A 13,242-nucleotide genomic window follows, 5' to 3' on the forward strand; every position below is an offset into this window, starting at 1 on the left:
AACCGAACGTCCGAGACTAATCGGTTAATTCTTCTTACTCCTTCTTAGCCCCACTCCTCAGCAACATCGTCCGATAGAGAAGTTCTGTGCCTAATGAAATGTCATCGTAGCGGGCACTCTCTTTCGGATTATGACTAATTCCATCTTTACAGCGAACGAAGATCATTCCATAATCACAAATCGAGGACATTGCCAAGGCGTCATGGAATGGACCACTCATCATTTCTGGAAGGGGCTCGGTAAATAATGCCTTACCTGCTGCGCGGATGTCATCCATTATTTCTGTTGCACAATATCGTGCATCACTTTCGGTATCTATTCGAATCGTTTTGGACACCTGATGTCGTTCACAGATTTCATCCATCGCCTCAAACAGCTTTTTTTCAATCCTTCTGCGACGTTCCATATCGATATCACGAAGGTCAATCGTAAAACGAACGTGCTCTGGGATAATATTACGTGAATTAGGAAACGACTCGATTTTCCCGACGGTTGCCACGGTTGGTGCGTTAGGATCTTCGGTCGCTAGTTCACGGAGCTTTGTAATAATCTCTGCTGCTGCCACTAATGCATCTTGTCTGTACGACATCGGAACAGACCCGGCATGCCCGGCAAAGCCTTTCAACTCAACCGTTAACCAAAGTGGACCGGAAATACCAGTAACGAGCCCTACCGGCTGATTTAAGCGGTCAAGGATTGGACCTTGTTCGATATGCATTTCTAAAAACGAACCAATTCGTCCTTCTGGATATACATCCTGTTCCATTTCATCTAAATTACAGCCAAAATCAAGCAGGGCTTGGCGACGAGTAATCCCCTCTACATCTTGTCGATCTAATTCTCCTTCCTCCAATTGACTGAGAATGCCTCGTGAACCAAATAACCCTTTGTCAAAACGGCACCCTTCTTCATCTGAAAAAGCAATGACCTCAATCGTTTTCTCTGGTTGAAAACCCTGTTCTCTCATCGTTTGGACCGCTTCAATCGCCCCAAGCACACCAATCGTCCCGTCAAACTGCCCTCCATACGGCTGACTGTCAATATGGGAACCGACTAATAGGATCGGTTGTGTATCATCCTCTCCTTTCCATTGTCCGATCAAATTTCCAAACGAATCGATCCGCGTCGATAACCCCGCTTCCTTCATCCATTGCTCTACTTGTAACACCGCTTCTTTATCTTCTTTTGATAACGCTAAGCGACATACGCCGGTTTCTTCAATTTGTCCAATTTTCGCAAGGCTCCTTAATCTTTTTTCCAACCGATCATGATTAATTTGTAAGTTTTTTGCAGGTTGTAATTTTCCCATATGTTCCTCCTGTCACTTCAATAATTACATGAACGAGTATTTCTTTTTAAAAATTCTGAAAAACAAAAACAAAAAAACTACCCTTCTATTTTATGTCGTAAGGAATAGTCTGAAAAAGGTCTTTAGGTCACAACTGCATATCTTTAGACTTATTATAGCAAAAATAAACGCACTTCACATTTCACACAATGTAAAATAAAAGTTCTACTATTTTAAACAAATTGTAAACCGTTTGGTCACCTTGTCACATTGGATTATTGACTTCCATCTCCTATCAACGTATGTTCTTCTATTTCTCCAGGCTATATGAAAAATATAAGCGTCCCATTGTCCCCATTGCTATTTTTAGTTATGATAAAAATAAACCAGAACAAACTTTCTAAACAAGAAGAAATACAGCTAAAAAAGGTTTTGACTCAAATTCCAAATGATGAGGTGAAGCACATTATGGAACTGATGACTTCATGGGAGAAAAAGGGCTTTGACAAAGGTATAGCAAAAGGGATTAAAAAAGGAATTGAGAAAGGGATCAGCCAAGGGGTAGAACGGGTTGCTACACAAATGATCCTCAAAGACTTTCCTTCTCACGACATTTCCGACCTAACAGGCTTATCTCTAGTTGAAATTGAAAAACTAAAAAAACAACTTGATTCAGATGTGAATTCTTAATCTTTCTTTGGAAACTCGTAAGAAGGAGCACTGAATTCAACGTGCTCCTTTCGTTTGTTGTTACGTCATTATTCTTTCGTTGTTTTTTTTCCCAAACGGAAGGTGCAACGGGCACATACGTATTAAAGCCCTAAACAAAGACCTATACCTACTGGACCCATATAACGCAGTCCTCCTTCTAAAACAAAGAACAAATGGATTAAGGTCACTCCAAGAATTAGGGGAAATACTCGATCGCTTTTCCCAACGTTACATTACATTGTCTTCTCCCCCCTATCACGTCCAAAAAAAAGAACCAATCCTACAATTAGAATTGGTCCTTCTTATGTTTACTGATATCAAATAATAAAGAGTTTAAACCAAGAGAAAAATTAAATTACGCGGATGGTAACCATTCCTTCAATCTGTCTTAGTTGCTCTTCAATTGCAGGAATTGTATTTCCGTTTACTTCACTGTCGATGTCTACCATTGTATACGCGTATTCACCGCGGCTTCGGTTCACCATGTCTGCAATGTTTAAGTTGTGGCTTGAAATGGCAGTTGTAATTTGACCTACCATGTTTGGTACGTTTTTGTGGAACGCGGCCACACGTTTTTTCCCTGTATAAGGAAGAGAAGCGTTTGGTAAGTTTACAGAGTTCTTAATGTTTCCTGTTTCTAAAAATTCTTTTACTTGGCGAGATGCCATTACTGCACAGTTTTCTTCTGATTCTTGTGTAGATGCACCAAGATGCGGAATTGGAACCGTATTTTTCATTTTTAATACATTTTCATTCGGGAAGTCCGTAATGTATTTTCCTACAACTCCGCTTTCAAGCGCTTCTGCCATGTCAGCTTCGTTAACAAGCTCTCCACGTGAGAAGTTTAAAATATGAACACCTGGTTTCATCGTCGCAAATGTATTTTTATTAAACATTCCTCTTGTATCATCAGTTAATGGAACGTGTACTGTAATGTAGTCTGATTCAGCATATACCTCTTCAATTGTCATTGCACGTTGTACATTACGAGACAAGCTCCATGCCGTGTCAACAGAAATGAAAGGGTCATAACCGATGACATCCATATCAAGGTCAAGTGCATCGTTGGCTACAAGTGCACCAATCGCACCTAAACCGATAACCCCTAACGTTTTTCCTTTGATTTCCTTACCAACAAATTGCTTTTTGCCTGCTTCAACAAGCTTCGGGATTTGATCGCCTTCCCCTTCAAGTGACTTCGTCCACACTACACCTGCAAAAAGGTTACGAGAAGATGCCATTAAAGAAGTAAGTACCATTTCTTTAACCGCATTTGCATTTGCCCCTGGTGTGTTAAATACAGCAATTCCTCTTTCCGTACATTTGTCAACTGGAATATTGTTAACACCGGCTCCAGCACGTGCGATTGCTTTTAAGTTATCACCTAATTCAATGTTATGCATATTAAAACTACGAACAACGATCGCATCAGGATTTTCACTCTCGTTATCGATTGTAAAATTTTCCTTATTAAAAACTTTTAAACCACGTTCCGCAATATTATTTAACGTCTTAATCGTTTTTTGTTGGTCTTTTAATACAGTTGTGCTCATGTTCATTTCTCCCCTTTGTTTTTTATGTTTTTTGAAAATATTAATCTATTAAGGCAGATGAAATCAAGTGTTTTTTCTTCTTTTTCATAAAAATCTGAAATTAAGAAATGCTAACTCTTGAATATCCCCTCCTAATAAACAGAAAGAGGTAAAGGAACTTTTTGTAAAATTCCCTTACCTCTGCCCAGGCGAACGGCTGCGACACTATGTGCTCCCTCACGGTTATCCGCGTTTCGCCAGTTACACATAGTCTTTAAATTTGATTTCATTTTATCAGACTCTTCAGTGACCTTCAACCACCTTTTTAGATGTAAGCGTTTTTATTTTCAAAAAATTTTTTCTTCATTATTATTTGGGTGATTTTAACAGATTTCTTCACCTGTTTTTTTGCATCCTAGAACATCTAGAAGATTTTATCTGCCAATAGAAAACGAAAACGCACCACCTGTATAAAGATGGCACGTTTGTTTTTTATTTCTTTTTCGGTTTAAATGTTTTACAACAGGTTTCCGCTGAATGAGACGCCTGATCTTTGTGATTTTTTTCTGTTAGGTCTTCTGCCATTTCAGTGTTGTAATTTGCATGATTGTCGAGTTCAACCATGATTTTCTCTGCCTTACAGATATTCCCTTCCCCATAGTACGTACAGTTGGAAATCGCACAAGACACTTCTACTTTTGGCATGTAAAAACCCCCTATTTTAAAGTCAAAGCTGTTTCAATATGTAGTTTTCGCAAGGTTGGTTATTTTACTCATGGAAGGATATTTTATTTACGCTTATGGTTAATGAGGCTAATTCCTTTATCATATTCGAACTCTTCCCTTTTCACTGTCCTTATTTTCAAGCCCCTAATGAAGCGCATTAAACAGGACCAACCTTTATTATTTCAGGAAAATTTATGTTATCCTTAAGCTACAAATATAATAAAAATAACCGATTACAAGCGATGTTTTTATTAAGACAAGAGGAGAAATAAGATGACAGGTAATCAGAGAATTCGAGTAGGTATAATAGGTACAGGATTTGGAGCTAACGTTCATGCACCGATTATGCAACACCACCCCAACTTTGAAGTAGTCGCGATTTCCAGTGTCCACCGGGGCAATTTAGAAAAAGTCAAACAAGAAACAGGTGTCGAAGCTGTATATGATCATTGGAAAGAGATGCTTGATAATGAGTCGCTAGATCTTCTTTCGATCGCATCGGCTCCTTACTTACACTTCGAAATGGCCATGGAAGGGATGAAGCGCAACTTACATATTTTATGTGAAAAACCGTTAGCATTTAACGCCAAAGAGTCGAAGGAAATGCTACAACTAAAAGATCAAACAGGTGTATTTGGGTTTACAAACTTTGAATGGCGCTTTTTACCAGCAAGACAAAAAGTGAAGGAAATTTTAGCAAGTGGCCAGCTAGGGAAGCTCTTACATATTCATTACAAGTGTACGTTCACCGGTTACCAGTCTTTAATTACAAATAAACGTGGTTGGCTCGGTCAACAACAATTTGGCGGTGGAATGCTTGGAGCAATTGGCTCGCATATGTTTGATTCGCTATTATGGTGGACGAGTACGAAGGTGAAGGACATCTATGGACAGCTGCCTGTTCATGTTCCATCTACTATTGTGGATGGTGAAACCGAAAAGCGAACGGCTGAAGACGCGTTTTATACCAATGGTACACTTGAAACTGGGACTACCTTCTCTGTTGAGTTAACGTCTGCTGCTCGACATAAAGCCAATCAGTGGCGGTTGGAAGTATATGGATCGAACGGTACCCTTGTGATGACAGATGATGCTCGTGTCCAAGTTGCACTCGGGAACGAAACATTAGCTGATGTGGCACTTCCTTCTAGACTGGAAGAACCTACTCACCTTTCAGCAAGAGCCTTATCGTATTACCAGGCATTCTACCCAATGTTAAATATGGTTTCTCAGACGCTTCGTGATAAAAAGGTTCACCCCCACGTGCCGACCTTTGAACACGGTCATGACGTTCAATTGATTTTAGATGCTATTCGTTTATCCGCTAAAGAAGGGAAAAAAATTACCTTATAATATTAATGGTTATGGTTGATATAAGTTGATTTTGTAAGCATAGGGGGGTTCTTGCAAAAGTCCAGGAGTTTTGGGTGTTCATTTTCCTCGTGCGTGCGCTAGTTTCGGGTCTGGGATGCTCATTCCTCCTAATTTTCCCCTCTACTGCCCACGATTCACGGTTTTGCGTTCACGCTTTCTCCTAATTTTTCCCTCTACCGCTCACGATCCATGCTGTTTCGTTCACGCATTCTCCTAAATATTACCTCTACCGCTCACGTTACATGCTGTTTCGTTCAAGTATTCTCCTAAATATTACCTCTACCGCACACGATTCACGACTGTTCGTTCACGCTTTCTCCTAATTTTTCCCTCTACCGCTTACGATTCACGCCTTTTCGTTCACGCTTTCTCCTAATTTTTCCCTCTACCGCTTACGATTCACGCCGTTTCGTTCACGCTTTCTCCTAATTTTTCCCTCTACCGCTTACGATTCACGGCTTTCCGTTCACGCTTTCTCCTAATTTTTCCCTCTTCCGCTCACGATTCACGGTTATTGGTTACCTAATACCTGCAGTCGATGGATGCGATACAACCAAGTCAGCCCTGTTGCGCGTACTTTTTGGCAAATAAAAAAGGACTCTGCGAGAGAGTCCTTTGAATACTTATAATTAGTAAGATTTTTTTACGTTAGTAGCTTGAAGACCGCGTTGACCTTGCTCTGTGTCAAAAGTAACTTTTTGGCCTTCGTCTAAAGATTTAAATCCTTCGCCTTGGATAGCTGAGAAATGTACGAATACGTCTTCTCCACCTTCGATTTCGATAAATCCGAATCCTTTTTCTGCGTTAAACCATTTTACTGTACCTTGTTGCATGTTTGTTTCCTCCTGTGTGGATCATTTCCACGATTTATTACTATCATTGCTCAAATAGATATCAAAGGCGAAGTTTAAAACTAACTCTTTGTTTACCAACCGAACAAAAATAATTCTTACTTAGAATAACAGAAAAAAACTGGAAAAGCAAATTTAATTTTATGTTAGAGATTGGAAGGGCACTTTTAGTCCGCTAAAAATCATCCACTTGGCAAGGCCCCAACCCCATTACTATCAACCATCCAGGATAAAATCGTTGTGCTGTCTCGGACGTTTTTTTCTTTTATGTCCGTTAACAGATTTAACACTCCCTGCTCATTTGATGAACTTTCAAAACGACGAAAGATTTCTCTTGGATCGTTATAATTTCCATTTGGGCATTCAATCAGTCCATCGGTTGTTAACAATAGATGGCTTTTGCCTTGACGCAGCTCTTTCGTTCCCATACTGTAGCACGGGACTTCTAAGTCAAATGTATTCGTTTTGCCAATCCATTCATAAAAGCTTCGCTGATTTTGTTGATATTCTCCTAATATAGCTAATTCAGGATGGTTCAAATGGAGAACACAATCGCCAACAGAGAGCCACCAAATATACTTCTCTTTTCTCACGACACATAGAAAAGCCGTTTCGCCTTGGGTTTTTTGACAAGCCTTTTTAAAGTGACTACTCTCAAAAGTTTCTAGGAGTATGTTGGATACCCTTTTAAATGTCTCTTTTATTGGAAAGGTAAGGCTTATTAACAGATCATCTTTAAGAGATCGGATCGTATTTAAGACCAATTCAGCGCTTTCGGCTGTATCGTGCGCATCTAAGAGTACGACGAATTCCAGATCTCGACTTTTATCTACCCAAACGGTACACGCGTCTTCATTTTTATATTGCCCAGCACTTGAATTACCGCCAAAACGCCCCAAAACAACGTGTTCAAAGTGACGAATGTTGATTTCATCTACAAAAGTTTCTTGACTGCCGACCCAGCTAAAAAAAGGATTATTACTCATACGGTCCTTCTCTAAAAAACTTTTAATTCTATTGCAAACTTCAGTAACTTCATGATCGCTCCCCATTCTTGCATTAGGCGCATCATGCACCGCAAACGGGCCCCAATATTGTTCAGCGGTATTCGGATAACGGGCAACTAAGTGCATATGAAGATGTGGGACTGCATTACCAGACACTAAAGCATAGACATGCTCCGCTTGTTCCGTCGCTTTTAATGCTTGGCTTAGCCTAGCCATCATTACACCAAAAATTTTTGCTTCTTCAGCGTTCATTTCCGCTAAAGTCGGCACATGCCTTTTTAAATCAATCATAATATGACCTAAATAATTGGGCTTTCCATTATTATCAATGTGCCCGACGTATACATACTTATCTTCGTAAATGACACTTCCAGCTGTTTGAACATTTCCTTTATGCTTGTCACAAATGAAACAACCTTCACTCACAATAATTCCCCCTTTTCGTTTACAGAACTAAAAAAATCCCATCATCTCATAAAGAGACGACAGGATTAATCCTCACGCGGTACCACTCTTTTTGGTTTGCCTCGTTTTAGCACAAACCCTCTCAAAACTGGATTACGGCAGTCAACCGTTTAGACCTATCTGTTCAGTCTAACCACTCCTAGGCGAGTTGGGGGTATTATTGACTGCCTTTCACCAACCGGCAGCTCTCTGGACAATAATCGTTCCTTACTACTCCTAATCATCGCGTTTTGATTTTTGGAAAAGTTTTACTTATAATACATTTTTCACATGATTCAGTCAATGATTTTTTAATATATCTTTTATACAAAATGTTTCTCTGGTTTCACGTTAGTTACGCTCAATACAATGGATAAAATTACCTGTTCCATCTTCGAATAAATAAAGGACAAGTTGAAAAATATATACTTACAACTTAGAAAGGAGATGATTTACAATGGCAAACAATCGATCTTCTAATCAACTAGTCGTACCAGGAGTGCAACAAGCACTAGATCAAATGAAGTATGAAATCGCATCTGAATTCGGGGTACAACTTGGCCCGGATTCGACTTCAAGAGCCAATGGTTCTGTAGGTGGCGAAATTACGAAACGTCTAGTTCAGATGGCTGAACAACAACTTGGCGGCCACCGTTAAGTTTTAGCAGGACAAACAAACCCTCCACAAATAGGACCGCTTTTTGCTAATGCATCAAGCGGTCTTTTCATAAAAAAATTACAATTCCACGAGCCACTCACCTATAAGGAACTGGACCGTTTCTCTTTGTTCAATCTGCAGTAAGTGGCCAGCTTGGAGAATTGTAAATGTTGAGTCTGGTAGATATTCGTAAAGCCTGTAAAAGTCCTTGTATCCACAAATGGAATCGAACTTCCCAGCAATTAGCAATGAGCGACCATTATATGGTTTAGCTAATGGATCTGCTTTAAAGAAGTAGCCAGCATCTCGCCAGTTTGAAGTTAAAAATGCACGATCCGCAAGAAGACGGCCTGGTTGAATTTCATCTATAAATAATTGAAGGTTTGCAGCAGATTGATAAACCATTAAAGTTTCAAAAGCGGTCCTAATTTCCAAACTTACCTGAGTAAGGGCTGTCTCATTACGATTAAAAACCGTTTTCTTCGGTACATTTCTCTCTTTTTGATGGGTTGCTGGAGCCAGTAAACATAACCCTTTCGTTTGATCGCTAATAAGACCTTGAGCGATATAACCACCGTAAGAATGTCCAATAATCGAAAACGTTTGATCACCAAGCAATTCAGTGATATAGGATGTAAGTAATTGTCGGATGCCTTCAGTTGACACAATGTCTTTACACGCACTTTGCCCATGCCATGGAAGGTCTACATAAATTCGTTGAAACCCTTTTTTATCTTTAAAGACAGGTTCCAGCCATCTCTTCATGCCCTATTGTCTGTTCCCATCGCATGAAGGACAAGGATGGGATGCCCACTTCCCTTAATTTCGTAATATATACTGTTATGATTCCTACGATATCTCACTCAAAATCCAACTTTCTTCAAGAAATTTACTACGTCGTATAAATTTCTACCAGCTTTATTGTTCGATAGTAAGTTTTTCTAAAAAAGGCATTGCATCTTCTATCGTTAGTCTTTCATTTTCATAATGTCCGAAGCTATATCGGTATTTTTTATCATCGGAGAACCATAGATAGAACATGGGATTATCTCTTCCATCCCAAATATAGTAATAGACCTTTTTTCCATCTACTTCGACATAAGGCATCTCATCAAATGTTTGGAAAACTGTGCTTTCTAACGCATTTTTTTCATCCTCAACGGGTTCTTGCACTTTCCATATCGCCATTTCACCATATTTTTTTTCATGTGAATGGTGGTAGAGGGTTCTAAATCCGGCATTCCTTTCCTCTTCCGCTTCGTTAATTTCAGTTAAGTTGACTTTATTCGTTTTGCTCTTCTCTCCAAAAAGCATTCTAATTTCGTTCGCGTTTTCAGTATATTTAACACCTCCTGGAGCAATGGACTCTACCGGAAAGTGCTCTGAAAGAATAACGATCTCCCAATCTTGAGGTAGTTGAAATTCTCTAAACTCAAACTCTGCTGGAACAGCATCAAACGGAGGTTGCACAGCCCCAGATTCGACCGCATCTGATTGACAACCCAATAATACAGTTGCAATTACCAATAGGAAGAACAAATTTATTATACATCTCATCAGTAGTTCCCCTTCCCTCAACGGATACTCTCACCATTGTCCTTAATACCTTTACGTTTGTAGCTTCATATAAGTTTCAATTTATTGGCCGGCTGCTTCAATAGGTGCTAACTTGTTACTATCCCTTCATAGCATTAACTCTTTTATTCGTAAAAAAAATTATATGAAAAAAATTTTAATAGGTACAATTTTTTCTTTCACTATTTTGCCAGTTAGCATAATCATTTCAACAAAAAAAGCGCTAACCCTTTAATTGGTTGAACGCTCTGTTTTAAATATAATTATGTTAATGGTTGTCGTAATTATTTTCCGTTATGTTTCATTGCTATTGTTATCACATAGACTAGTTAATCGAATCAGCTACTTCGACTAACATCTCAGGAGTGACCTTATCTGAAATCTTTTTAGGAATACTGAGCATGTATTGCCAATTGTCCTTTTCAAAAACAAGCGCTTCGATCGATTCCGAAACGTTAATATATTTTGCTTCATTTCCGTTTTTTAACTTGTATACGTTCGCAATTCGCTTATCTTTGATTGGAATTTTTTGCTCTGTTGGTCTGACAAAAATAAAGTAATGATTGTGTGGTAAGTTCTCACTTATGAACGCCAATTCAAGAGAATCATTTATATCGCCATCCCCATCATTAAGCCTTCCGAAATGATGGGTAAATCTTAGCGGCGGGAGTCGAAGAGGAAGTTTTACATCTTGGTTGAAATGACTTTCAAAATCTTTTACAGCTTCTTCAACTGTTTTATATCCTATATCAGTATATATTTTTTCAAAAGGTCGAGACTCATTATCTGTATTTGCATCTACAATTTTACTATTTCCTCCACAAGTAAAAATGCTGAAAACAAGCATAAAAAAGTATCATACTCTTGTTCATTTACATCATCCTAATTGTTATTTAGGAATTATGTTTTCCAGCCAACCGGCTAATTATTAATTGTTATACCGATCCACTTGTTCAGAAGCTTTTATTTAGAACTTTAGCTATATCAGCACTTAAAGAAATAAAATCTTCTTGGGAGATTTCAATTTCTGGCTCTACCCAAGAAAATCCATCATTTTTATAACGAGGTATAATATGCATATGATAATGTTCAACATCTTTAAATATTCCGTTGTTTTGCATAATAGTAATACCATCTGTGTTGAGTAACTTTTCAAGAGCAGATGCAACTTGTTGGGCTGCAAGGATTACTTCTGTCAAACTAGGCGCTTCAACTTCGATAAACTCCTGATAATGTTTCTTAGGAACAACCAGGATGTGTCCTTTATTAATAGGGTATTTGTCTAAAAAACAACACACAGATTCATTTTCATATATTATATAGGCATCTTCACTTTTAGAGATTATTTTACAAAAAATACAATTATCCATCTTCGCGACCTCTCTTATATTTAGTTGTCATCAGGGACAAATCTGCTACTCAACAATAGAAATAAAATAACCTTTATTCAGTTCACTTACCGTTGGATAAATCTACTATTAAAAAGCCAACTCGAACCAGCCACTTTATGTGCCCTTTGGAGTCAGCCTTTACCTACCTACGAATGAATAATCCCATAATACACTAGATCTTCATAGCGGTTTTCTTTTATCACGTGTTCTTTAAATATCCCTTCTTGTTTCATGCCTAATTTTTGCAGCACTCTTCCTGAAGCTGGATTGGACTGAAAGTAACGAGCAAATACTTTATGATATTGCTTTTCATTAAATGCAAACTGTAATATAGCTTGAGCGGCTTCTGTCGCATACCCATGTCCCCAATATTCCTCACCAATCCAGTAGGCGATTTCACCATGATGAAACGCTTGGTTGTGAGAAAGCGCTATAGCCCCGTATAATTCTCCTGTTTCCTTATCTGTAACCGCAAATTCATAAGATTTATTTGCATTGAAATTCTCAAGATGATGTTCCATCCAAGATAATGCATCCTGTTTTACATATGGATACGGCAAGTACAATGTATTTTTATAGATATTATAATTATTACAAAGTTTAGTAACCGCTTCAGCATCAGATGTTTGAAACAATCTTAGCAGCAGCCTCCGAGTAGTAATTGTTTTCTTTTGATCATCATAGGTCATGAGAAGCCCTCCCCATATAAGTTCATTAGTAAAGCACTGATTTAGTGCGTCTCTTTTTCTCTTGTACTTTCAAAGCCCGAATAACTAGATACATAATAAGGGGTTCCTTCATATTCCAATACAACAAACCCGCTACTTAAGTTAAAGTTGTATTTTTTCAAGACGACATTATGCTCTTCCGTCACTTTATAAAACATGGATACCCCAACTACCCTTTCATCATCAATAAAACGCTCAACTTCTTGTTGCAGCTCTTCTAATTCCCAATCATTTTTTTGGAAACCAATAATATAGTATTGACCCGGTGTGCTTGGGCGTAGTTCTTCTAATTCTTCAGGCAGGGCCTCAGTAGAATTACATCCAGCCACCAAAGACAGGAATAACCCTAGGAATAAAATAACCGCAAATGGCCTCAAAACAAAACCTCCTTAATTTAGCTTTTTTCAATCGTTATGACGCTACAAAACTCCGGCAACAACATCTTGAGTTCGGTACGGTTCAGTTTTAGTTTTGTGGACCTCAGAGGCTCTTATTTACAAAATTATGCTTGTTTTTTGAACTTAGTGGACCTGAAAGGACCTTATTTGCCTGATTTCTCGTAAAATCCACTGTACTTTCATCCAATAAGGGCTTCTGAGTGCTCAAACACCCGCAAAACCTTGGTTTGTTCACAAATAACGGCCTCTCAGTACCCTAAAAAGTCAAAGACCCCAAATCCAGTGCTAGTGACCTGCTAGTTCAATCAGAATAACTTTAAGAAAACCAAATTCTCTGTATTTGAAATGGATTCGGTTCAACCCCCTAAGTTTGGACACATACTCACGATTCCTTCGTTTTATTTAGTTTTTCATTTTCTTCTAGCGCGCTTACGCTTACTGGCCTATTGATCGAGACGAACAGAAATCTGTCCATCTCGATCAATAGGAATTATTCCTACATGGCTTGTTCTACTTGTTTTGTTTCTCCAGCTTGCCATTTCAAATAATATTCCAACGG

General features: G+C 38.6%; 14 protein-coding genes, 1 riboswitch and 1 other annotated feature. Of the genes, 3 read left to right on the plus strand and 11 right to left on the minus strand.

Annotated features, from left to right (window positions below; all coding sequences use genetic code 11):
- Positions 1–34: 34 nt before the first annotated feature.
- The gene (locus N7Z68_RS22250) at positions 35–1,309 is read right to left on the minus strand and encodes a M20 family metallo-hydrolase (protein WP_275120648.1); all 1,275 of its coding nucleotides are present in this window, start codon (positions 1,307–1,309) and stop codon (positions 35–37) included.
- A 447-nt stretch (positions 1,310–1,756) separates the two neighbouring features.
- Here N7Z68_RS22250 and N7Z68_RS22255 point away from each other — a divergent pair, with 447 nt between their 5' ends.
- Positions 1,757–1,978 carry a hypothetical protein gene (locus tag N7Z68_RS22255; RefSeq protein WP_275120649.1) on the plus strand — a complete coding sequence of 74 codons (222 nt, stop codon included), beginning with the start codon at positions 1,757–1,759 and terminating at the stop codon, positions 1,976–1,978.
- Between the two features lie 371 nt (positions 1,979–2,349).
- Here N7Z68_RS22255 and N7Z68_RS22260 read toward each other — a convergent pair whose 3' ends face one another.
- Positions 2,350–3,552, minus strand: a complete 1,203-nt coding sequence (locus N7Z68_RS22260) for a phosphoglycerate dehydrogenase (protein WP_275120650.1) — start codon at positions 3,550–3,552, stop codon at positions 2,350–2,352.
- Positions 3,553–3,727: 175 nt separating this feature from the next.
- Positions 3,728–3,806, minus strand: a riboswitch (ZMP/ZTP riboswitch).
- A 217-nt stretch (positions 3,807–4,023) separates the two neighbouring features.
- Entirely contained in the window at positions 4,024–4,236 is a 213-nt protein-coding gene (locus tag N7Z68_RS22265) for a DUF1540 domain-containing protein (protein ID WP_275120651.1), read from the minus strand.
- Positions 4,237–4,530: 294 nt separating this feature from the next.
- Between N7Z68_RS22265 and N7Z68_RS22270 the strand changes: the two genes are divergently transcribed.
- A complete protein-coding gene (locus N7Z68_RS22270) occupies positions 4,531–5,610 on the plus strand; it encodes a Gfo/Idh/MocA family protein (protein ID WP_275120652.1) in 1,080 nt (359 codons plus the stop codon).
- Positions 5,611–6,260: 650 nt separating this feature from the next.
- Here the strand turns inward: N7Z68_RS22270 and N7Z68_RS22275 are convergent.
- Positions 6,261–6,464 (minus strand): cold-shock protein, encoded by a 204-nt coding sequence (locus tag N7Z68_RS22275; protein ID WP_275120653.1) that lies wholly within the window; start codon positions 6,462–6,464, stop codon positions 6,261–6,263.
- A 200-nt stretch (positions 6,465–6,664) separates the two neighbouring features.
- Positions 6,665–7,915 (minus strand): HIT domain-containing protein, encoded by a 1,251-nt coding sequence (locus tag N7Z68_RS24315; RefSeq protein WP_308447240.1) that lies wholly within the window; start codon positions 7,913–7,915, stop codon positions 6,665–6,667.
- A 49-nt stretch (positions 7,916–7,964) separates the two neighbouring features.
- Positions 7,965–8,187, minus strand: a binding site (T-box leader).
- A 203-nt stretch (positions 8,188–8,390) separates the two neighbouring features.
- On the opposite strand from N7Z68_RS24315, the gene N7Z68_RS22290 reads away from it, so the two are divergent.
- Complete coding sequence (locus tag N7Z68_RS22290; RefSeq protein WP_275120654.1) at positions 8,391–8,591, plus strand: alpha/beta-type small acid-soluble spore protein; 201 nt, start codon at positions 8,391–8,393, stop codon at positions 8,589–8,591.
- 78 nt (positions 8,592–8,669) lie between these two features.
- Here N7Z68_RS22290 and N7Z68_RS22295 read toward each other — a convergent pair whose 3' ends face one another.
- The 6 genes from N7Z68_RS22295 to N7Z68_RS22320 form a co-directional block, all read right to left on the minus strand.
- A complete protein-coding gene (locus N7Z68_RS22295) occupies positions 8,670–9,356 on the minus strand; it encodes an alpha/beta fold hydrolase (RefSeq protein WP_275120655.1) in 687 nt (228 codons plus the stop codon).
- 153 nt (positions 9,357–9,509) lie between these two features.
- The gene (locus N7Z68_RS22300) at positions 9,510–10,148 is read right to left on the minus strand and encodes a hypothetical protein (protein WP_275120656.1); all 639 of its coding nucleotides are present in this window, start codon (positions 10,146–10,148) and stop codon (positions 9,510–9,512) included.
- Positions 10,149–10,491: 343 nt separating this feature from the next.
- Complete coding sequence (locus N7Z68_RS22305) at positions 10,492–11,013, minus strand: hypothetical protein (RefSeq protein ID WP_275120657.1); 522 nt, start codon at positions 11,011–11,013, stop codon at positions 10,492–10,494.
- Between the two features lie 106 nt (positions 11,014–11,119).
- Positions 11,120–11,554 (minus strand): HIT family protein, encoded by a 435-nt coding sequence (locus tag N7Z68_RS22310; protein ID WP_275120663.1) that lies wholly within the window; start codon positions 11,552–11,554, stop codon positions 11,120–11,122.
- A 149-nt stretch (positions 11,555–11,703) separates the two neighbouring features.
- Positions 11,704–12,246: a GNAT family N-acetyltransferase gene (locus N7Z68_RS22315; protein ID WP_275120658.1), complete on the minus strand. Its 543-nt coding sequence runs from the start codon at positions 12,244–12,246 to the stop codon at positions 11,704–11,706.
- 41 nt (positions 12,247–12,287) lie between these two features.
- The gene (locus tag N7Z68_RS22320; RefSeq protein WP_275120659.1) at positions 12,288–12,662 is read right to left on the minus strand and encodes a hypothetical protein; all 375 of its coding nucleotides are present in this window, start codon (positions 12,660–12,662) and stop codon (positions 12,288–12,290) included.
- Between the last annotated feature and the right edge of the window lie 580 nt (positions 12,663–13,242).

The sequence above is a fragment of the Alkalihalobacterium chitinilyticum genome (genome assembly GCF_029028005.1).
Taxonomy (GTDB): Bacteria; Bacillota; Bacilli; order Bacillales; family Bacillaceae_F; genus Alkalihalobacterium; species Alkalihalobacterium chitinilyticum.